General features: G+C 60.6%; 22 protein-coding genes. 7 read left to right on the top strand and 15 right to left on the bottom strand.

Features of this window, described 5'->3' with window-relative positions:
• Positions 1 to 33: 33 nt before the first annotated feature.
• Together ACM6IQ_RS19455 and yiaY are read right to left on the bottom strand one after the other, a co-directional pair.
• A complete protein-coding gene (locus tag ACM6IQ_RS19455) occupies positions 34 to 942 on the bottom strand; it encodes a LysR family transcriptional regulator (protein WP_414879641.1) in 909 nt (302 codons plus the stop codon).
• 69 nt (positions 943 to 1,011) lie between these two features.
• Positions 1,012 to 2,160 (bottom strand): L-threonine dehydrogenase, encoded by a 1,149-nt coding sequence (gene yiaY / locus ACM6IQ_RS19450; RefSeq protein ID WP_017336877.1) that lies wholly within the window; start codon positions 2,158 to 2,160, stop codon positions 1,012 to 1,014.
• Between the two features lie 158 nt (positions 2,161 to 2,318).
• Between yiaY and ACM6IQ_RS19445 the strand changes: the two genes are divergently transcribed.
• Positions 2,319 to 3,338, top strand: a complete 1,020-nt coding sequence (locus ACM6IQ_RS19445; RefSeq protein ID WP_414879573.1) for a DUF4917 family protein — start codon at positions 2,319 to 2,321, stop codon at positions 3,336 to 3,338.
• A gap of 147 nt (positions 3,339 to 3,485) precedes the next feature.
• On the opposite strand, the gene ACM6IQ_RS19440 is transcribed toward ACM6IQ_RS19445, so the two are convergent.
• Complete coding sequence (locus tag ACM6IQ_RS19440; protein WP_414879572.1) at positions 3,486 to 4,028, bottom strand: helix-turn-helix domain-containing protein; 543 nt, start codon at positions 4,026 to 4,028, stop codon at positions 3,486 to 3,488.
• Positions 4,029 to 4,136: 108 nt separating this feature from the next.
• Between ACM6IQ_RS19440 and ACM6IQ_RS19435 the strand changes: the two genes are divergently transcribed.
• Complete coding sequence (locus ACM6IQ_RS19435) at positions 4,137 to 4,919, top strand: aldolase (RefSeq protein ID WP_017336874.1); 783 nt, start codon at positions 4,137 to 4,139, stop codon at positions 4,917 to 4,919.
• Between the two features lie 29 nt (positions 4,920 to 4,948).
• On the top strand, positions 4,949 to 5,836 hold the full coding sequence (locus ACM6IQ_RS19430; protein WP_017336873.1) for a dihydrodipicolinate synthase family protein: 888 nt from the start codon (positions 4,949 to 4,951) through the stop codon (positions 5,834 to 5,836).
• A 144-nt stretch (positions 5,837 to 5,980) separates the two neighbouring features.
• Here ACM6IQ_RS19430 and ACM6IQ_RS19425 read toward each other — a convergent pair whose 3' ends face one another.
• The 3 genes from ACM6IQ_RS19425 to ACM6IQ_RS19415 form a co-directional block, all read right to left on the bottom strand.
• Positions 5,981 to 6,325 (bottom strand): YegP family protein, encoded by a 345-nt coding sequence (locus ACM6IQ_RS19425; protein WP_017336871.1) that lies wholly within the window; start codon positions 6,323 to 6,325, stop codon positions 5,981 to 5,983.
• 164 nt (positions 6,326 to 6,489) lie between these two features.
• A complete protein-coding gene (locus ACM6IQ_RS19420) occupies positions 6,490 to 6,795 on the bottom strand; it encodes a ribbon-helix-helix domain-containing protein (RefSeq protein ID WP_017336870.1) in 306 nt (101 codons plus the stop codon).
• A gap of 14 nt (positions 6,796 to 6,809) precedes the next feature.
• Positions 6,810 to 7,391 carry a DJ-1/PfpI family protein gene (locus tag ACM6IQ_RS19415; protein WP_008025704.1) on the bottom strand — a complete coding sequence of 194 codons (582 nt, stop codon included), beginning with the start codon at positions 7,389 to 7,391 and terminating at the stop codon, positions 6,810 to 6,812.
• Positions 7,392 to 7,627: 236 nt separating this feature from the next.
• Between ACM6IQ_RS19415 and ACM6IQ_RS19410 the strand changes: the two genes are divergently transcribed.
• The gene (locus ACM6IQ_RS19410; RefSeq protein ID WP_414879571.1) at positions 7,628 to 8,539 is read left to right on the top strand and encodes a DMT family transporter; all 912 of its coding nucleotides are present in this window, start codon (positions 7,628 to 7,630) and stop codon (positions 8,537 to 8,539) included.
• Here ACM6IQ_RS19410 and ACM6IQ_RS19405 read toward each other — a convergent pair.
• The 4 genes from ACM6IQ_RS19405 to ACM6IQ_RS19390 all read right to left on the bottom strand — a co-directional run bounded on the left by ACM6IQ_RS19405 (position 8,527) and on the right by ACM6IQ_RS19390 (position 12,053).
• A complete protein-coding gene (locus tag ACM6IQ_RS19405; RefSeq protein WP_414879570.1) occupies positions 8,527 to 9,744 on the bottom strand; it encodes a class I SAM-dependent methyltransferase in 1,218 nt (405 codons plus the stop codon). The genes ACM6IQ_RS19410 and ACM6IQ_RS19405 overlap by 13 nt on opposite strands.
• A gap of 265 nt (positions 9,745 to 10,009) precedes the next feature.
• Complete coding sequence (locus tag ACM6IQ_RS19400; protein ID WP_017336866.1) at positions 10,010 to 10,627, bottom strand: TPM domain-containing protein; 618 nt, start codon at positions 10,625 to 10,627, stop codon at positions 10,010 to 10,012.
• Positions 10,628 to 10,654: 27 nt separating this feature from the next.
• On the bottom strand, positions 10,655 to 11,410 hold the full coding sequence (locus ACM6IQ_RS19395; RefSeq protein WP_414879569.1) for a TPM domain-containing protein: 756 nt from the start codon (positions 11,408 to 11,410) through the stop codon (positions 10,655 to 10,657).
• 34 nt (positions 11,411 to 11,444) lie between these two features.
• A complete protein-coding gene (locus ACM6IQ_RS19390) occupies positions 11,445 to 12,053 on the bottom strand; it encodes a LemA family protein (protein ID WP_017336864.1) in 609 nt (202 codons plus the stop codon).
• A gap of 238 nt (positions 12,054 to 12,291) precedes the next feature.
• Here ACM6IQ_RS19390 and bglX point away from each other — a divergent pair, with 238 nt between their 5' ends.
• On the top strand, positions 12,292 to 14,583 hold the full coding sequence (gene bglX / locus ACM6IQ_RS19385) for a beta-glucosidase BglX (protein WP_414879568.1): 2,292 nt from the start codon (positions 12,292 to 12,294) through the stop codon (positions 14,581 to 14,583).
• A 141-nt stretch (positions 14,584 to 14,724) separates the two neighbouring features.
• On the opposite strand, the gene ACM6IQ_RS19380 is transcribed toward bglX, so the two are convergent.
• From ACM6IQ_RS19380 to ACM6IQ_RS19360, 5 genes are all read right to left on the bottom strand, one after another.
• Positions 14,725 to 15,882: a phospholipase D-like domain-containing protein gene (locus tag ACM6IQ_RS19380; RefSeq protein WP_017336862.1), complete on the bottom strand. Its 1,158-nt coding sequence runs from the start codon at positions 15,880 to 15,882 to the stop codon at positions 14,725 to 14,727.
• A 1-nt stretch (position 15,883) separates the two neighbouring features.
• Positions 15,884 to 16,474, bottom strand: a complete 591-nt coding sequence (locus ACM6IQ_RS19375) for a YceI family protein (protein ID WP_017336861.1) — start codon at positions 16,472 to 16,474, stop codon at positions 15,884 to 15,886.
• Between the two features lie 173 nt (positions 16,475 to 16,647).
• The gene (locus tag ACM6IQ_RS19370) at positions 16,648 to 16,977 is read right to left on the bottom strand and encodes a hypothetical protein (protein ID WP_017336860.1); all 330 of its coding nucleotides are present in this window, start codon (positions 16,975 to 16,977) and stop codon (positions 16,648 to 16,650) included.
• Entirely contained in the window at positions 16,974 to 18,065 is a 1,092-nt protein-coding gene (locus ACM6IQ_RS19365) for a serine hydrolase domain-containing protein (RefSeq protein ID WP_414879567.1), read from the bottom strand. The genes ACM6IQ_RS19370 and ACM6IQ_RS19365 overlap by 4 nt, the downstream gene beginning before the upstream one ends.
• A gap of 91 nt (positions 18,066 to 18,156) precedes the next feature.
• The gene (locus ACM6IQ_RS19360) at positions 18,157 to 19,044 is read right to left on the bottom strand and encodes an acyl-CoA dehydrogenase (protein ID WP_414879566.1); all 888 of its coding nucleotides are present in this window, start codon (positions 19,042 to 19,044) and stop codon (positions 18,157 to 18,159) included.
• 154 nt (positions 19,045 to 19,198) lie between these two features.
• Here ACM6IQ_RS19360 and olsB point away from each other — a divergent pair, with 154 nt between their 5' ends.
• Together olsB and ACM6IQ_RS19350 are read left to right on the top strand one after the other, a co-directional pair.
• On the top strand, positions 19,199 to 19,954 hold the full coding sequence (olsB, locus tag ACM6IQ_RS19355) for an L-ornithine N(alpha)-acyltransferase (RefSeq protein WP_017336857.1): 756 nt from the start codon (positions 19,199 to 19,201) through the stop codon (positions 19,952 to 19,954).
• Positions 19,954 to 20,745: a lysophospholipid acyltransferase family protein gene (locus ACM6IQ_RS19350; protein ID WP_017336856.1), complete on the top strand. Its 792-nt coding sequence runs from the start codon at positions 19,954 to 19,956 to the stop codon at positions 20,743 to 20,745. Before olsB ends, ACM6IQ_RS19350 begins: the two co-directional genes overlap by 1 nt.
• Positions 20,746 to 20,806: the final 61 nt, after the last annotated feature.

Here is a 20,806-nt window from a genome sequence, read left to right as displayed (position 1 = left end):
CCCGCGATGAGGCCGGCCCCGGCAATGAAAATCTCAGACCTGCCCCCGCAACTGCTCAAACAACATCCTGCTCACCGGCGACAACGCCGCTTCATCGCGCACGACCAGAATCAACGCCCGATCCGACCAGTCATCGGTCAACGGCACCGCACGCAACCCCAGCGCCCGGCCAAACAATTCGTAAGCCTTCTGCGGCAAAATCCCGATGCCCATGTTGGCCTGGACCATCCGGCACATCGCATCGAACCCCGGCACATGAATCCGCAATCGCAACACCTTGCCCGCCTCACGCGCGGCGGCGTGGGTGCGCATGTTGATGGAACTGGCGGAATGCAGGCCGACGTAATCGCTGCCCAGCGTATCGGCGAACGCCAGGCTGGAACGGCTGGCCAATGGATGATCCGGCAGCATCAGCACCATCAGTTTGTCCTGGCGATACAGCACGCTGTGCAGGCCTTTCACATCGCTGTCGCTGGAACAGATCCCGAGGTCCGCCACGCCATCCAGCACGCCTTGAATCACACCGCCGCTGGGACGCTCTTCGAGATCGGTCTTGACCTGCGGATGTCGTTCGGAAAAGCCCCGCAGGTCTTCCGGCAGAAACTGAATGATCGCCGACAGGTTGGCGAGCATCCGCACATAACCACGAATGCCATGGCTGTGTTCACCCAGTTCAAAGCCCATTTTCTCGACGTTGAACAGCATCTGCCGAGCATGGTGCAACAGGGTTTCGCCGGCCGGCGTCAGGGTCATGCCCTTGGCCTGACGCACGAACAGGCTAATGCCCAGCGCCTCCTCCAACTCCATCAACCGCTTGCTCGCCGCCGACACCGCGATGGCCTCGCGGGTCGCGGCACGGGTCAGCGTGCCTTCTTCGTGGACGGCGACGAATAGCTGGAGGGTGATGAGGTCGAGGCGGCGGATCAGGCTTTTTTGCAGCATCTGGGACTCGCGATGTCGGCTCGGACGAAGACGCAGCATAACGTCCTTTGCGCCCGTGCCGTGCGACCGTCAAAACGCGCTGCGGAAAATCTCCTCGATCTGCCGCTGATCCGCGGCCCGTGGATTGGTCACGCCACACGCGTCTTTCAAGGCGTTGGCGGCGAGGGTCGGGATATCGTTGAGCCGGGCACCGAGTTCGCGCAAGCCAGCGGGAATTTCGACGTCTTTCGCCAGGCTACGAATCGCCGCGATGGCCGCCTGGGCGCCCTCTTCCGGGCTGAAGCCGCGGATATCGGCACCCATTGCATGGGCCACGTCGGTCAGGCGGTCGGCGCACACCAGCGCATTGAAACTTTGCACATGCGGCAACAGCACGGCGTTACAGACGCCGTGGGGCAAGTCGTAGAAACCACCCAACTGGTGGGCCATGGCATGCACGTAGCCAAGAGACGCATTGTTGAACGCCATGCCCGCAAGGAACTGTGCGTAAGCCATGTTTTCCCGCGCGGACAGGTCGCTGCCATCTCGCACGGCAAGGCGCAGGTTGTTGCTGATCAACGTGATGGCCTTCAACGCACAGGCATCGGTGATCGGGTTGGCGGCGGTGGACACGTAGGCTTCGATGGCGTGGGTCAGCGCGTCCATGCCGGTGGCGGCGGTCAGGCTTTTGGGCATGGCGACCATCAGCGCCGGGTCGTTGACTGACAGCAGCGGCGTGACGTTGCGGTCAACGATGGCCATTTTCACGTGACGGGATTCGTCAGTGATGATGCAGAAACGCGTCATCTCGCTGGCCGTGCCCGCGGTGGTGTTGATGGCGATCAGCGGCAATTGCGGCTTCTCGGATTGATCGACGCCTTCGTAATCGCGGATCTGCCCGCCGTTGGTCGCGCACAAGGCGATGCCCTTGGCGCAGTCGTGGGGCGAACCGCCACCCAGCGACACGACGAAATCACAGCGACTTTCCTTGAGCAGGCCCAGGCCACTTTCGACGTTGGCGATGCTCGGGTTGGGCTTGGCGCCGTCGAAGATGACCGAGTCAATATCCTTCATCGCCAGTTTCTCGGCGATCATCGCCGCCACGCCGGCCTTGGCCAGCCCGGTGTCAGTAACAATCAGCGCCTTGCGAAAGCCGTACTTGCCAATCGCGTCCATGGCTTCGTCGAGGCAACCAATACCCATGATGTTCACGGCGGGGATGAAAAACGTGCTGCTCATGGCGAATCTCCAGGGCTAGGACCGTATCGGCTGTTCGATTCGGCGAATACTCACAGGATCGCCTCATCGACCAAACGCTAACTTGATCTGGCTCAAGTCCGGGTCGTGATAAAGTCGCCGCCCATCCGACCTTTTGCTTTTTTGAGACAACGACCGCAATGACCGATTTCCAGGATGTCGATGCCCAGCTTGAAGACTGGAACGCCTTGCGCGCCACCACCTCGATCAGCGGCCTGCTGGTGGGCAACGGTGCCAGCCGTACGGTTTGGGACGATTTCGGCTACGACTCGCTGTTCGAAAACGCCCGCACCGTGGAAGAAAAGCCACTGAGCCAGTCCGAACTGAGTGTGTTCGATGCGATGCAGACACGCAGTTTCGAGCAGGTGCTGGGCGCTCTGAAAACCACCAGCCGCGTGAACAAGGCCCTGGCTGTCAGCTCCGCCGCGCCGCGCAATCGCTACTACGCGATCAAGGAAGCGCTGATCAACACCGTGCACGCGGTGCACATCCCGTGGCGGCTGGTGGTGCCCTCGACGCTGGCGACGATCAGTCAGGAACTGGGGTGTTACCGGACGGTGTTGACCACCAATTACGACTTGCTCAACTACTGGGCCATTCAACACCAGCCTGATGCCATCACTGACCTCTTCCAGGGCACCGAGCCGGGTTTTGACCTGAGCGCCACGGCGACCGATAAAACCCGCTTGCTGTACCTGCACGGCGGTTTGCATCTGGTGCGCAATCAGGACGGCACGGCGCGCAAACTGATGTCGACCGAGGGCACGTTGCTGGGCAGTTTCGCGATCAACAACACGATCAAGACGCTGGATGACGTGCCCTTGTTTGTGAACGAAGGGCCGAGCGCGGACAAGCTCAAGACCATCCGCAGTTCGGATTATTTGTCGTTTTGCTATGACCAGCTTTTGGGGCATGGCGAGGGGTTGTGCGTCTTTGGCCACGCGTTGGGTGAGCAGGACAGCCACATCGTTCATGCGCTACGCCAGGCGAAACCGAAGGTGGTGGCGGTGTCGATTTATCCGCGCAGCAAAGCGTTTATCCAGCATCAGAAGCGGCATTACGCGAAGGTGTTTGAAGGGACCGGATCAGAACTGCGGTTTTTTGATTCGAAGACGCATGCGCTTGGCAATCCAAAGCTGACCGTTCCCGTCGAGGTCTGAAGCAAACACCGTACCTGTGGCGAGGGAGCTTGCCCCCGCTCGGGTGCGCAGCAGCCACAAAACTGGACGATGCTTTCTCTCTGAAAAAAGCAGGGGGCCGCTTCGCAGCCCAGCGGGAGCAAGCTCCCTCGCCACCAAGGCGCCTAATCATTCTTCCGCGCTATGCACCACCACCAGCAACTGCGCCTTGACCTCGCCTACCGAGCGGATGCGGTGCGGTTTCTGCGCATTGAAGTGCAGCGCATCCCCCCGCTCGAGCAGCACGCGCTCGTTCATGAAATCCACTTCCACCTGCCCTTCGTGGACGAACAGAAACTCTTCCCCCAAGTGTTCCTTGAAGGTTTTGTCCGCGAATTCGAACGGCGGATAAATGATAAACGGCAACAGACTGCGCTCACTCACCTGATGCGCCAGCACCGCATAACCAGGACTTTCGTCATTGGCCGCCAACGACTGGCGCTCATGGCTGCGCACCAGGCTGTAGCTATCGAGGCTGACGCTGTCCTCGGAGAACAATTCCTCGACCTTGACGTTCAGCGCCTTGGCCAGTTTCAGCGCGGCCGCGATGGACGGCGTATTCAGCCCACGCTCGACTTTTGACAGATAGCTCTTGGTCATGCCGGATTTTTCGGCCAAGGCCTCGAGCGTCACGCCTAGTCTTTTTCTCAATAATTTCAAACGGATAGACATGGAGATCGATTAACCCATCAAGGAGGCGACGATTTGCCCTTGCCAATGACACAATGTGTCATATAGCCTCGTTAGTGTCATTTGCGTGAAACACCCGAGGACACTGATATGGCGAAGACCTTAGCACTACCCAAAGAGCAACTGGTCAAGCAAGCACTGACCCAGATGCAAAATACCCTGGCGGATAATACGTGGACCGACCGGCAAAAGCTGGCCCTGACCTGCCGTATTCTGTTCGAGAACGGTCACGACTCCGGCCTGGCCGGGCAAATCACCGCCCGCGGCCCGCAACCGGGCACTTACTACACTCAACAACTGGGCCTGGGTTTCGACGAAATCACCGCCAGCAACCTTCTGCTGGTCAACGAAGACCTGGAAGTGCTTGAAGGCCACGGCATGCCCAACCCGGCCAATCGTTTCCACAGCTGGGTGTACCGCGCCCGGCCGGACGTGAACTGCATCATCCACACGCACCCGACCCACGTCGCGGCGCTGTCGATGCTGGAAGTGCCGCTGCAGATTTCCCACATGGACCTCTGCCCGCTCTACGACGATTGCGCCTTTCTCGAAGGCTGGCCGGGTGTGCCGGTCGGCAACGAAGAAGGTGAACTGATTGCCGGTGCACTCGGCGACAAACGGGCGATCCTGCTTTCCCACCACGGCCAGTTGTCGACGGGCACGACCATCGAGGAAGCCTGTGTCATCGCGCAACTGATTGAACGCGCCGCCAGGCTGCAACTGCTGGCGATGAGCGCCGGGACCATCAAGCCGATCATTGCGGAGCTGGGTCGTGAAGCCCATGACTGGATCTCGAAACCCAAGCGCCATGGCGCCGCTTTCAACTACTACGCTCGGCAGAACCTGCGTCAACACGCCGATTGCCTGAACTGACCCCACTCACTTTGAAGAGGAGCGTCGCCATGTCGACCCCAACGATTCACGGCATCATCGGCTACACCATCACTCCGTTCACCGCCAATGGCGAAGGCGTTGATCTTGACGCGCTCGGGCGTTCCATCGACCGCCTGATCGACGGCGGCGTCCACTCGATCGCACCGCTGGGCAGCACCGGCGAAGGTGCCTACCTCAGCGATGCGGAGTGGGATCAGGTCGCCGAATTCAGTATCAAGCACGTGGCCAAACGAGTGCCGACCATCGTCAGCGTGTCCGACCTGACCACCGCCAAAGCCGTGCGCCGCGCACGGTTTGCCGAAGCCCACGGCGCCGATGTGGTGATGGTACTGCCGACGTCCTACTGGAAACTCAGCGAAGCGGAAATCCTCGCCCACTACCGCGCCATCAGCGACAGCATCGGCGTACCGATCATGCTCTACAACAACCCGGCCACCAGCGGCACCGACATGTCGGTGGACCTGATCCTGCGCATCGTCAACACCGTGGATAACGTGACCATGGTCAAGGAGAGCACCGGCGACATCCAGCGCATGCACCAACTGCAACGGCTCGGCGAAGGTCAGGTGCCGTTCTACAACGGCTGCAATCCGCTGGCGCTGGAAGCCTTCGCGGCAGGTGCGAAGGGCTGGTGCACGGCGGCGCCGAACCTGATTCCGCAGCTCAACCTGGAGCTGTATGAAGCGGTCCTGGCCAACGATTTGAGCACGGCGCGTGACCTGTTCTATCGCCAGTTGCCGCTGCTGGATTTCATTTTGAAAGGTGGGTTGCCGGCGACCATCAAGGCCGGCTTGCGCGCGACCGGGCTGGAGGCGGGTGATCCGCGGTTGCCGGTGTTTGCGCTCGGTGAGGCTGGGCTTGGTCAGCTTCAAGGCTTGTTGAAAGCATTGCGCTGATCCCCGGGCACACACAAAAACCAATGTGGGAGCAAGCCTGCCAGCGATAGCGGCCTGACACTCAACATCTTCGTCGAATGTTAAGCAGACATCGCTAGCAGGCGAGCTCCCACAGTGGATTTGCATTGGGTTTGAAGGATGCGATCAGAGCACCGGCAAGGTCTTGTCCTTGATCACCGTCGTCGGGCCGTTGGCCTTCACGCTCGCGATGCCTTTGTCCCGGGCGGCATCAGAGGAATAGGTTTCGCTGTTGCCGATAATTTCGTGATTGCCAGCCTTGAGGTTGAAGTACGGCTGACCGTCCTTGGTGGTCTTTTTCTCATAGCGCTCATCCAGCGGGCTGTTCTTCTGCACCGAGGCTATGCCGCCTTCGGCGGCGCTGCGAGTGGTGTAGTGCTCGCTGTTCAGAATGGTTTCGGCATTCGCCGCTTTCAGCACGAAGCGAAACTGGCCGTTGCTGGTTTTGCTTAACTCATACCATCCAGACATGCTCTTTCTCCTTGGCGATTGAGAGGTTTCGCGCTTCAGAGTAAAGACCAGCCCTGTATTTTTGTCGCCTGTACGGCCCCCTTCGCGAGCAAGCCCGCTCTCATATTTGGAGTGCGATCAAATGTGGCAGTGGGCTTGCCGCGAATGTGGCAACACGGTTTGTGCTACTTCGCAGCCGTCCGCACCACCGACAACTCCGGCGCCTGCACGCGCCGCTGGCTCAAATACCGCGTGCAACTCACCCGCAGGAAGGAGGCGAAATTAACCACTTCGCCGCGGTAGTCCATCACCTCTTCATACAGTTTGGTGATCAACTGGTTGGTGGTCATGCCATCGACCTCGGCGATTTCGCTGAGGATGTCCCAGAACTGATTCTCCAGCCGCAGGGTGGTGACCACCCCGCAGATGCGCAGCGAGCGGGAGCGCGATTCGTAGAGAATCGGATCGGCTTTGACGTAGAGCTCGCACATGGAATCGTCCCTCGTTACAGCGTGATTTTGGTGCCCAGCAAGCCGAGGAAACCGGCGAGCCAGCTCGGGTGGGCCGGCCAGGCCGGAGCAGTGGCCAGATTGCCTTGAACGTGACCTTCCGTCACCGGGATATCGATGAACGTGCCGCCCGCCAGGCGCACTTCCGGCGCGCAGGCCGGATAGGCGCTGCACTCGCGACCTTCAAGGACACCTGCCGCTGCCAGCAATTGTGCACCGTGACACACGGCGGCGATCGGCTTGCCGGCCTTGTCGAAGGCGCGCACCAGGTCCAGGACTTTTTCGTTCAGGCGCAAGTATTCCGGGGCACGACCGCCGGGGATCAGCAGCGCGTCGTAGTCGGCTTCGGCGACCTTGGCAAAATCGAAGTTCAGGGCAAACAGGTGGCCGGGTTTTTCGCTGTAGGTCTGGTCGCCTTCGAAGTCATGGATCGCCGTGCGCACGGTCTGGCCGGCGGATTTGTCCGGGCAGACGGCGTGCACCGTGTGACCGACCATCAGCAAGGCCTGGAACGGCACCATCACTTCATAGTCTTCGACGTAATCGCCGACCAGCATCAGGATTTTCTTGGCAGCCATGGGGAGGACTCCTCTGTGAAATGCGTAGGAGTATTCAAGGTAGTCCTTATCCGTGAGAGTGGGTAATAACCAGCTACTACGAACAATGAGCTTTTGTGGCGAGGGAGCTTGCTCCCTCACCACAGGGATTACTCGCAACTGTACGGATAACTCTGCGCCCAGCTGTAACAGAGCTATCCCTGAGGTTTGTGGCTAGATGAAGCCATCTCCCATCACCCTGAATTCCGGTCCCCATCATGTCCTCGCGCGAAAACACCGGCATGGCCCTCGGCCTGCTTGGCGTTGTGATTTTCAGCCTCACCCTGCCCTTCACACGGATCGTCGTGCAGGAACTCCATCCGCTGCTCAACGGCTTGGGTCGTGCGCTGTTCGCGGCGATTCCGGCCGCGATATTGTTACTGTGGCGCCGGGAAAAATGGCCGACCTGGAAACAGGTCAAAGGCCTGACACTGGTGATCGCCGGGGTGATCCTCGGTTTCCCGGTGCTCTCGGCCTGGGCGATGCAAACGTTGCCCGCGTCCCACGGCGCTTTGGTCAATGGCCTGCAACCGCTGTGCGTGGCGTTGTACGCCGCGTGGTTGTCCCACGAACGACCATCGAAAGCCTTCTGGGCCTGTGCCGCGCTGGGCAGCGCGCTGGTGCTGGGTTACGCGTTGATCAGCGGCGCCGGCAGCATTCAGGCCGGTGATTTGCTGATGCTCGGCGCAATTGCCGTGGGCGGTCTGGGTTATGCCGAAGGTGGCCGCTTGGCCAAGGAAATGGGCGGCTGGCAGGTGATCTGCTGGGCGCTGGTGCTGTCGACACCGCTGTTGATCGGGCCGGTGGTGTACTTGGCGCTGCAACATCAGGGCGAGATTTCGGCCAAGACCTGGTGGGCGTTTGGTTACGTCTCGCTGTTCTCGCAGTTCATCGGTTTCTTTGCCTGGTACGCCGGTTTGGCGATGGGCGGCATTGCCCGGGTCAGTCAGATTCAGTTGTTACAGATTTTCTTCACCATCGCGTTCTCGGCGTTGTTCTTTGGTGAACACATCGAGCCGATCACCTGGCTGTTTGCTGCCGGGGTGATCGTGACGGTGATGCTCGGACGCAAGACCGCTGTGCGCCCGGCGCAACCGGGCACGTTACCGGCCGGGGTTCAGCTCAAATAGCCGTCGGCCCGCAGCAAGGTTTCGAGGCAATGTTCGCTGATGTGGTAGAAATCCTTCAGCTCCTGAATCTTCACCAACAGCTGGGCCGGGTCCACCGGCTCGGCGCGTTTGACCGCCAGGATCATCTTGTTCTTGTTGGTGTGGTCCAGTGAGATGAACTCGAACACCTTGGTTTCATAACCGCAGGCTTCGAGGAACAGCGCTCGCAAACTGTCGGTGACCATTTCCGCTTGCTGGCCCAGGTGCAGTCCGTATTGCAGCATCGGCTTGAGCAGCGCCGGGCTCTGGATTTGCAGGCGGATCTGCTTGTGGCAGCACGGCGAGCACATGATGATCGACGCGCCGGAGCGGATGCCCGTGTGGATCGCATAGTCCGTGGCAATGTCGCAGGCGTGCAGCGCGATCATCACGTCCAGCTCGCTCGGTGCGACGCTGCGCACGTCACCGCACTTGAACACCAGGCCCGGATGCTCCAGTTTCGCGGCGGCGGCGTTGCACAGCGTGACCATCTCTTCACGCAGCTCGACGCCGGTCACCTCACCTTCGGCGTTCAAGGTGTTGCGCAGGTAATCGTGGATCGCGAACGTCAGGTAACCCTTGCCCGAACCGAAATCCGCGACCCGCACCGGTTTGTCCAGCGCCAGTGGCGAGGTGGTCAGCGCATGGCTGAAGACTTCGATGAACTTGTTGATCTGCTTCCACTTGCGCGACATCGCCGGGATCAGCTCGTGCTTGCTGTTCGTCACACCAAGGTCGGCGAGAAACGGCCGGCTCAGGTCGAGAAAGCGATTCTTCTCGCGGTTGTGCTCGGCAGACGGCACTTCGCGCAATTGCTGAGGTTTGCTCTTGAACAGCGAAGACTTGCCCTTTTTGCTGTATTCGAGCTGGGCTTCGTCGGTCAGCGACAACAAATGCGCATTTTTGAACGAGGCCGGCAACAACGCGGCGATGGTCGCCACGCCCTCGGCCAGCGGCAGGTTCTTGGTGATGTCGCGGGTCTTGTAGCGGTAGACGAAGGACAGGCAAGGCTGATCCTTGACGGTCAGTTGCTTGATGATCAGCCGTTGCAGATCCGCTTCGGTGCCGACGTACTTGGCCAGCACCAGCTTGATGAAGGCGTTGGCGTCGAGGCTGGTTTGCAGCAGGTCGATGAACTGGGCGTGGTGATCCGGCGCGAGGCTGGCGGGAGTGGCGGTGACGGACATGAAAAAAACGGCCTCGGGCGGAGCGAATCGGGAATGGCGGGTATTTTAGGGGGGATGGCCGTTCGGGACACGCAGTTATTTACCGAACGGTGCGAATCCTGAGCGAGTCGAGTCCCCTGTGGCGAGGGAGCTTGCTCCCGCTGGGTCGCGAAGCGGCCCCATTCGATTCATCAGTCAGACCGAGTTCTCAGGTTTTACGACTGCTTTGCAGCCGAGCGGGAGCAAGCTCCCTCGCCACAAAAGCCCGCTCACCACAGAAGGTGTATCAGCCCAACACCACCAACCGATTCGGCAACTCATTCCTCACATGCGTCACCGGCACGTGCACCTTGAGCAATTCGCCACACGCTTCGACACACGTCACAAACCCCTGCAACGTCTGCCCCTGCTTCACCTGCTGGGTGAACGCCGCCACAATCGCGTCCCAGTTCTTGTTGTCCAGCCGTTTGGAAATCCCTTCATCCACCAGGATTTCCACATAACGCTCGGCCTCGCAAACGAAAATCAGCATGCCCGTGCTGCCCACGGTGTGGTGCAGGTTCTGCTCCAGAAACTGCCGACGCGCCAGGTTCGAGGCGCGCCAGTGTCGTACGGAGCGCGGGATCAAATGGGTGGTGACTTTCGGAATACGGAACACCAGGCACAACACGATGAAGGTGACCCATTGCACCAGCAGCAGGCTGTGCATGGTCAGCCATCCGGTCAGGTAATGCACGACACCCGGCATCACCAGCGCCAGCAAGCTGGCCCATAGCAGCGGGATGTACGCATAGTCGTCGGCGCGGGCCGCGAGCACGGTCACCAGTTCGGCGTCGGTGTCGCGCTCGACCCGGGCAATTGCCTCGGCGACTTTGCGTTGTTCGTGTTCAGTCAGTAGTGCCATTTTACGAATGCCCGTTCATTGTTGTTATCACCAGCCGCCCGACGAACCGCCGCCCCCGAAACTGCCCCCACCGCCGCTGAAGCCCCCGCCTCCACCGCCGCCGCCAAATCCACCACCGCCGAAACCACCACTCGAGCCGCCCGAGCCACCTCGGCCAGCCGGCAGGATCCCGAACATCTGCAAGACGAATATCGTCAGGATGAACAGCAACACCAGGAACACAAACACCCCGGGATGCCGCGAAACGAAGTCACTCTCCTGATTGCCGCCGGAGTCGTACACCGTCGACGGCTCATCCAGCGGACTGCCGCCCAATACCACCAGCATCGCCGCGACCCCGTCGCTGATACCCTTGCTGAAGTTGCCGGTCTTGAATGCCGGGGTGATCACCTGGTTGATGATCACCGAACTCTGCGCATCGGTCAGGCGATCTTCCAGGCCATAACCGACTTCGATCCGCAACCGGCGCTCGTCGCGAGCGACGATCAGCAGCGCACCGTTGTTCTTGTCCTTCTGCCCGATGCCCCAGTGGCGACCGAGCTGATAGCCGAAGTCTGCAATGTCAGTGCCCTGCAGGTCCGGCAACGTCACCACCACCAATTGTTCACCGGTGGCTTTTTCATGGGCGTTGAGCTGTTGCGTCAACTGCTCGCGCACTGAGGGTTCAATCAATTGGGCGTTATCCACCACCCGCCCGGTCAGCTGCGGAAACTTCAGCTCGGCTTGCGCCGTGGCGACAAACACCCAAAGCAACAGCGCCAGGCCCACTTTCAACAAACGCATTGGCAACCTCATCCGTGGTAATGCATCAGGCCGGTCAGAACTTCACTTCCGGTGCTTTCTCGGCACCGGGGCTGGTGGCTTCGAAGGTTTCACGAATCGGCAGATCGCTGTACATCACGGTGTGCCACAAGCGCCCCGGGAAAGTACGGATTTCGGTGTTGTACTTCTGCACCGCGAGGATGAAATCACGACGCGCCACGGCGATGCGATTCTCGGTGCCTTCCAGTTGCGATTGCAACGCGAGGAAATTCTGGTTGGCCTTGAGGTCCGGATAGCGTTCGGACACCACCATCAAACGACTCAAGGCGCCGGTCAGCTGATCCTGCGCTTGCTGGAACTGCTTGAGCTTCTCGGGATTGTCGAGGGTGCTGGCATCCACCTGGATCGACGTGGCCTTGGCCCGGGCTTCGATCACCGCTGTCAGGGTTTCCTCTTCATGCTTGGCGTAGCCCTTGACGGTTTCCACCAGGTTGGGGATCAGGTCGGCGCGACGCTGATACTGGTTCTGCACCTGGCCCCAGGCGGCCTTGGCCTGTTCGTCGAGGGTCGGAATGTTGTTGATGCCGCAACCGGCCAGCAACGTGGTCAGCAACATCAAGGCTGCGATCCGCAGGCTTGACCGAGTGTGGTGTCGTACATTCATCTGGTTTGACGCTCCCTTGTACATTCCGTTGAAAAAACAACCAGCGACCTTCTGGACCGCCTCTTGGGGCATAATCTGCCGCCGCCACTGGATTGCATCGAGCCAATGGGCTAAAAGATGCCCCAGCGCAAAGACACGCAGAAGTGTGCTGCATTTACCTGAACAACAATAGTCGCTCCCTAAATTTTGGCTGACCGGCGCGTATTCCCCGCCGTTTAGGCTTTAGAGAAAACCATTCATGAAGAAGCTGTGTTTGCTGGGCCTGTTCGTCAGCCTGGCCAGTCATAACGTATTGGCCGCCACGACCCCTGCACCCCTGGAGAACAAGGACGCCTTCATCAGCAACCTGATGAAGCAAATGACCCTCGATGAAAAAATCGGCCAGTTGCGCCTGATCAGCATCGGCCCGGAAATGCCTCGGGAGATGATCCGCAAGGAAATCGCCGCTGGCAACATCGGCGGCACGTTCAACTCCATCACCCGCCCGGAAAACCGTCCGATGCAGGACGCGGCCATGCGCAGCCGGTTGAAGATCCCGATGTTCTTCGCCTATGACGTGATCCACGGCCATCGCACCATTTTTCCGATCCCGATTGCGCTGGCGTCGAGCTGGGACATGGACGCCATCGGCCTGTCCGGGCGCATCGCCGCCAAGGAAGCCGCGGCGGACAGCCTCGACATCACCTTCGCGCCAATGGTCGACATCTCCCGCGACCCGCGTTGGGGTCGGACTTCCGAAGGCTTCGGCGAAGACACTTATCTGGTGTCGCGCATCGCCGGCGTGATGGTCAAGGCTTTTCAGGGCTCTGGCGCGAACGCAGCCGACAGCATCATGGCCAGCGTCAAGCACTTTGCCTTGTACGGCGCGGTCGAGGGTGGTCGTGACTACAACGTCGTCGACATGAGCCCGGTCAAGATGTACCAGGACTACCTGCCGCCGTACCGCGCGGCGATTGACGCCGGTGCCGGCGGCGTGATGGTCGCGTTGAACTCGATCAATGGCGTACCCGCCACGGCCAACACCTGGCTGATGAACGACTTGCTGCGCAAGGAATGGGGCTTCAAGGGCCTGGCAGTCAGCGACCATGGGGCGATTTTCGAGCTGATCAAGCACGGCGTCGCTCGTGATGGTCGCGAAGCCGCGAAGCTGGCGATCAAGGCTGGCATCGACATGAGCATGAACGACACCCTGTACGGCAAAGAGCTGCCGGGGCTGTTGAAGGCGGGCGAGATCGAACAGAAAGACATCGATAACGCCGTCCGCGAAGTGCTCGCAGCCAAGTACGACATGGGCCTGTTCAAGGACCCGTACCTGCGCATCGGCAAGGCAGAGGATGATCCGGCCGACACTTACGCCGACAGCCGCCTGCACCGTGCCGAGGCCCGCGACGTTGCACGCCGCAGCCTGGTGCTGCTGAAGAACCAGGGCGAAACCCTGCCGCTGAAGAAAACCGCGAAAATCATGCTGGTCGGTCCGCTGGCCAAAGCACCGATCGACATGATGGGCAGTTGGGCTGCCGCTGGCCGTCCGGCTCAATCGGTCACTCTGTTTGACGGCATGACCCGCGCGTTGGGCGATAAATCGACGCTGATCTACGCCCGTGGCGCCAACATCACCAGCGACAAGAAAGTCCTGGATTACCTGAACTTCCTCAACTTCGACGCCCCGGAAGTGGTGGACGATCCGCGTTCGGCGCAAGTGCTGATCGACGAAGCAGTGAAAGCCGCCAAGGATGCCGATGTGGTGGTGGCAGCGGTGGGCGAGTCCCGTGGCATGTCCCACGAATCGTCGAGCCGCACCGATATCAACATCCCGGCCAACCAGCGCGATCTGATCAAGGCGTTGAAAGCCACCGGCAAACCGCTGGTGCTGGTGTTGATGAACGGCCGTCCGCTGTCGATTCTCGAAGAGAAAGACCAGGCGGACGCAATCCTGGAAACATGGTTCAGCGGCACCGAAGGCGGCAACGCCATCGCCGATGTGCTGTTCGGCGACTACAACCCGTCGGGCAAACTGCCGATCACCTTCCCGCGTTCGGTGGGCCAGATTCCGACCTACTACAACCACCTGAGCATTGGCCGGCCATTCACACCGGGCAAACCGGGCAACTACACCTCGCAGTATTTCGATGACACCACCGGTCCCCTGTTCCCGTTCGGCTTCGGTCTGAGCTACACCGATTTCAGCCTGACCGACATGGCCCTGTCATCGACCACGCTGAACAAGACCGGCAAGCTCGACGCCAGCGTCATGGTGAAAAACACCGGCAAGCGTGATGGCGAAACCGTGGTGCAGTTGTACATCCAGGACGTCACCGGCTCGATGATCCGGCCGATCAAGGAACTGAAGAACTTCCAGAAAATCACGCTCAAGGCCGGTGAGCAGAAAGTCGTGCACTTCACCATCACCGAGGATGACCTGAAGTTCTTCAATGCCCAGCTCAAGTACGCGGCGGAGCCAGGCAAGTTCAACGTGCAGATCGGCCTGGACTCCCAGGACGTGACGCAGCAGAGTTTTGAATTGCTGTAATTATTCAAACACCACAAAAACCTGTGGGAGCGAGCCTGCTCGCGATGGCGGCCTGACAGTCAACAATGATGTTGAATGTTATGGCCTCATCGCGAGCAGACTCGCTCCCACAGTGGTTTTGGGGTGTTGAGGAGACTGGGTTCAGCCCCGTCGATCCAGCAGATTCACCACCAGCCGATCCACCCATCCCCACACCCTCTGCTTCACGCGTCGCCACAACGGTCGGCGTTTCCATGCTTCCAGGCTCACCTCCTGGCTCAACGCAAAGTCCCGTTCGAAACTCGCCGCCACCGCCCGCGTCAACCCGGGGTCCAGTGCTTCAAGGTTGGCTTCCAGGTTGAAACGCAGATTCCAGTGATCGAAATTGCACGAACCAATGCTCACCCAGTCATCGACCAGCACCATTTTCAGGTGCAGGAAACACGGCTGGTATTCGAAAATCTGCACCCCGGCCTTGAGCAATCGCGGGTAGTAGCGATGCCCGGCGTAGCGCACCGAGGGGTGATCGGTGCGCGGCCCGGTCAGCAGCAAACGTACATCAACGCCTCGACCGGCGGCCCGACGCAACGAGCGGCGGACTTTCCACGTCGGCAGAAAATACGGCGTGGCCAGCCAGATTCGCTTTTGTCCGCTGTTCAGCGCACGAACCAGCGATTGCAAAATGTCGCGGTGCTGACGGGCGTCGGCATACGCCACCCGGCCCATGCCCTCGCCTGTGGACGGCACGCGCGGCAATCGTGGCAGGCCGAAATGCGCAGCAGGTTTCCAAGCGCGGCGGTGGCGGTTGGCGATCCATTGGCGGTCGAACAGCAACTGCCAGTCGATGACCAGAGGGCCGGTAATTTCCACCATCACCTCATGCCATTCGCTGGTGTCTTCGCCTGGCGTCCAGAATTCATCGGTGACACCGGTGCCACCGACCACAGCCATGCTCTGATCGACCAACAACAGTTTGCGATGATCGCGATAGAAATTGCCGACCCAGCGCCGCCAGCTCAGGCGATTGTAGAAACGCAGCTCCACGCCCGCCGCCATCAGCCGCTGACGCAAGGTCAGGGTAAACGCGAGGCTGCCATAATCATCGAACAGGCAGCGCACACGAACTCCCCGCTCGGCGGCCTGGACCAATGCCTGAACCATGGCCTCGGCACAGGCGCCCGCCTCCACCAGGTACAGCTCCAGTTCGACTTGTTCCTCAGCGCGAGCGATGGCGACCAGCATGCGCGGGAAAAACTGCGGACCGTCGATCAGCAGCTCGAAGCTGTTGCCTTCACGCCAGGGAAAAATCGCGCCGGCCATGTCAGCGCGCCGTGAAAATCAGTACCGCACCCACCGGCACCGACAGACTGATCGCCGACAAACCGGCGAGCTTGCGCAAACTGTCCAGCCCTGGCGCCAGATCGAAATCCGCGGCGTTGATCACCAGCGGTTCGAGCGTCACCACCTGAAAGCGCCGGTCATCGAGACGGGTCGCCAGCAGTTCGGCGTTGTAGTCGTGTTGTTTGCCATGGAGATTGACGGTCACCGGCAAACGCAATTCGAGTTGCGCACCGGGCGCGAGGTCGTTGATCGGGCGCAGATCAATCTGCGCGGTGATCAAGGCTTCGGGGAAGGTCTGGATCTCGAACAGTTCCTTGCGCATGCGTTCGTCACGCAAAGGGATGCCGCTGTTCACCGATTCCAGCTCGACTTCCACCTCGGCCAGGCCTTTGGGACTGACCTTGCCATGCAGCACCAGAAAGCGCTGCACTTCGGAAATGTTGGCGTTTTTGGTGCTGACGAACGACAGCCGTGAAGACTCGCCGTCCAGGTACCAATTGGCCTGGGCCGAGAGTGTGGCACCGGTCAGCAGCACAAAGGCCAGGGTTTGGATAAGGGACCGCTTGAACATAAAGACTCGTGGGGAAATAAACCTGCACGAACCTTAACCGCCCGTGAGCGCATTGCAAACCGCGAAGATCAAAAGATCGCAGCCTGCGGCAGCTCCTACAAGATCGGGTTACATCACTGTTTGCATGGGTGGACACACAATCCCTGTAAGAGCTGCCGCAGGCTGCGATCTGTTCAAGGCATCAACCGACAGCCCTGGCGTTCGCCGACCCACTCGGCGCTGTTGCTGCGCCCCATCCCGCTGACGGTAATTCGTTTTCTGGCGGGGTCATCGGTAAAGCTGCTGGTAGGCAGCCACTGTTTGACATAGCCATGGCAATACTCGACGTCGTTATTCATCACATAGCGGCACGAGCAGTATTCCTTGGCGGTGTAGGCGCTGATGATGTCCGGGAACGCCCACAGCGCCACCCGTTCCTGCCAGATCCAGCCGAGCAAGGCGATCAGCAGGATCAACCCCAGCGAGCTGAACGGTCGGCGGCGGACAAAAGGGCGGCGATTCATGGCTGCACCTTCCCGGCGAATGCCAGGCGCGCGAGTCTGAGCAGTTCGTTGTGTCGATAACTGCCGTCGCGATCATCGCCGTAACGCACGATCACCAGGTGCTCACTGGGGATCACGTACATCGCCTGGCCCCAATGCCCGAGTGCGGCGAAGGTGTCGGCGGGGGCATCGGGCCAAGGTTGTGCGGCACCCTCCGCGGCACGATTGAGCCACCAATGACCGCCCGGCACCGCCTCGTCCTGATGGGCTCGATAGCGGTCGAAAGGCTGGAGGTTGAAGGCGACCCAATCCTTGGGCAGCAATTGCCGGTCGCCCCAACGACCGTCGCGAGCCATCAACAGGCCGACTCGCGCCAAGTCGCGCGCGGTGAGGTAGGCGTATGACGAGGCGACGAAAGTACCCGTGGCGTCAGTTTCCCAAACGGCGTGGCGAATGCCCAAGGGTTCGAACAGCGCAGTCCATGGATAGTCGGCATACCGGGCCGGGCCGACGATGTTTTTCAGCGCGGCGGCCAGCAGATTGCTGTCGCCACTGGAATACCGAAAAGCCTGGCCGGGTTGCGCATACTCGGCGTGATCGGCCGTGAATGCGGCCATGTCGCGATGACCGCGGGTGTAAAGCATCGCCACCACCGACGACTTCAGCGGGGCGTATTCATAGTCTTCCTGCCAGTCCAGACCGGAGGCCCAGTGCAGCAGATCGGCCAAGGTGATTGCAGGGTGGTTTGTCAGCGCCGGATAGTATTTCAGCACCGGGTCCTGGAGCCTGAACAGGCCTTCGCCATAGGCCACGCCGAGGACCGCGGCCATCAGGCTTTTGCTGACCGACCAGGTCAGGTGCGGCGTATCGGCAGTGGTCGGGCCGGCGTAGCGTTCGTAAATCAACTGGCCGTCGCGGATCACCAGCAAGGCGTCAGTGCGGATACCTTTTAGGTCGCTCTCGTCGCGGGGTGGGAAGGCGTAGGTTTCCAGGGCTTGAATGGCCGGGCCGCTGAGGGCCGGGCCGGTGGACCATTGCTCGGCGGGCCAGTTTTCGGCCTGGGCTGTGAGACTTAGCAGCATGAACAGCAGGGGCAAGCCTTTGAACATGGAGGGGGCTCGGAAAGTTGAACCTGCTGAGCCTAGTCGAGGTTGATGACAGTTTTGAAGCTTGTGTTGACCGTGCCGCCCGCCATCGCGGTCAATTCAGCGAATATCCGGCAAGTGCCTTGGCCAACCGCTTCCCCCGTGCCCCCGCCGCCAGATCCATCACCGCCTGATCCCGCTGCCACATCACCGCCCACTCCGGCGGTCCATCGGCCAACGCTTGATTCACTTCAACCTTCAACCCCTCAAACTGCGCAAACAACCCGCCCAACAACACATGCCCGGCCGGGTTGTTCGGCGCCTGCCGGCTGACTTCCGCGCACCCGGCCAACAGCGCCAGCAAACGCAATGACAAGCCCTGCGGCCAGTCACTGTCCTGACCCACCCCATACAACCACGCCGTCATGGCGCTCAGCACATAGACATCTTCCAGCGTCCGGAACGGTTTGACGTACGCGTCCCAGCCATCCCCCGCCAGCAATTCACACAAGGCGCTCTCGAGAAACAACCGACCGTGGCTGATTTCCGGCATCAGCGGGATCGCCGGGAGCTTTTCCACCCGCACACCCGGTTCGCCGGGATAAACGACGGCCAGGCTCAAGCGCGGAGCCTCGCCGGGTCCTTCACTGCGGGCGGCAATCAATAGCCAGTCCGCGGCATCGCCGGCGGTGACGAAATCCTTGCGCCCGCTCAGGCGCAGGTCAGTCAGACGTGTCTGCATGTCCGCCACCCGCAGGCTGCGCTGTTCGGTCGCGCACAACGCGCCGAGGCTAGGCGGCGCGCTCGGCCAGAGCATGCGCAACGCCGCCTGATAACCCACCAGAAAGGCCAGCCCCGGTGTTGCCATCAGACGTCCACCAACCACCGCCAGCTCGAACGGCGAGACCGCGCCCAACTGCTGCAACAAGGTCGCGAAACCCTCTGCGAGGTCCGGGTTGGCGGGCAAGCGATCGCGACGTTTCAACAGGGTTTGCCAGGGCATAAGAGGCTCCTCATGGGCTGTCATATAAGCATCACCAAAGCTTCATGGCGATGACACCGGGGCTACATAGCCTGACTTTGCACAACACGGCCGCATAAAGAAAGTCGATCGGCTCTAACCCAAGACGGGTGACCAGCCCGCACGGAGATTCGCAATGACTCAGATCGCCCGCATCAGCGACACCGGCAACGAACGCCGCCTGCAAGCCGAACGCCTGGTGGGCGCCGAGGCCTTGCAGGAAGCCCAGGCTTTGCGCTTCAACGTGTTCAGCGGCGAGTTCAACGCCAAGCTGAAGGGCGCGGAACTGGGTCTGGACATGGATGACTATGATGTTCACTGCGCCCATATCGGCGTGCGTGACCTGAACACCGGACGCCTGGTGGCAACCACTCGCTTGCTCGACCACACCGCCGCCAGCAGCCTGGGCAGGTTTTACAGCGAAGAAGAATTCAGCCTGCACGGCCTGGTCCACCTCAAAGGCCCGATCCTTGAAATCGGTCGCACCTGCGTCGACCCGGCCTACCGCAACGGCGGCACCATCGCCGTGCTTTGGGGTGAACTGGCCGAAGTCCTGAACCAGGGCGGCTACAGCTATTTGATGGGTTGCGCGAGCATCCCGATGCAGGACGGCGGCATCCAGGCCCACGCGATCATGCAGCGTCTGCGCGAACGTTACCTGTGCACCGAAAACCTGCGCGCCGAACCGAAAAAACCGCTGCCTGTTTTAGACATCCCCTCCAACGTCATCGCGGAAATGCCGCCGCTGCTCAAGGCCTACATGCGCCTCGGTGCGAAGATCTGCGGCGAGCCGTGCTGGGATGAAGATTTCCAGGTGGCCGACGTGTTCATCCTGCTCAAGCGCGACGAACTCTGCCCGCGCTACGCCAAGCACTTCAAGGCGGCTGTGTAATGAGCCGTCTGCGGGTGTACGCGCGGATTGCGCGAGTGTTGGTGGTGGTTGCGCTGGGCTTGAGCATGGCCAGCATCTTTGGGCTGTTCGAACGCTTGGGCATCGCCCATTCGATGGTCCGCCGTCAGCGTTGGTCGCGTTTCTTCATGGCGCGGCTGGCCAATGCCCTGCCCTTTCGCGTGACCGTGCACGGTGAATTGCCGAAGGAATCGATGCTCTGGGTCAGCAACCATGTGTCCTGGACCGACATCCCGCTGCTGGGCATGCTGACGCCGCTGTCGTTTCTGTCAAAAGCCGAAGTGCGTACCTGGCCGGTAGCGGGCTGGTTGGCGGCCAAGGCTGGCAGCCTGTTTATCCGTCGTGGTTCAGGCGACAGCCAGTTGATCCGCAAACAGATGACCCGTCATCTGGAACAGGAACATGCGTTGCTGATGTTTCCGGAGGGCACCACCACCGATGGCCGTTCGTTGCGCACCTTTCATGGTCGCTTGCTGTCGGCGGCGATTGATTCGCAAGTGAAGCTGCAGCCGGTAGCGATTCGTTATCTGCGCGAGAGTCAAGTGGACTCGCTGGCACCGTTCATTGGCGACGATGATTTGCTCTCGCACCTGATGCGCTTGTTTGCCAATGATCGGGGTGAGGTGGAGATTCATCTGCTCAAGCCGATCGCTTGTGAAGGTCGCGAAAGGGCGGCGCTGGCGTTTGAAGCACAGCAGGCGGTGCAGAAGGCGTTGTTTGGGGCGATTCCGGAGAAACAGCAGGTTCCGATGCGGCCTGCCATCGCGGCCTGACGCAATTCCCCCGGAAAAACACAAATCCCCTATGGGAGCGAGCCTGCTCGCGATAGCGGTG

It is taken from the genome of Pseudomonas sp. IT-P100 (assembly GCF_949767185.1).
In the GTDB taxonomy this organism is placed as follows: domain Bacteria; phylum Pseudomonadota; class Gammaproteobacteria; order Pseudomonadales; family Pseudomonadaceae; genus Aquipseudomonas; species Aquipseudomonas fluorescens_B.
Note: the sequence above shows the minus strand (reverse complement) of the source record. Positions and strands in the feature narration are given on the sequence as shown.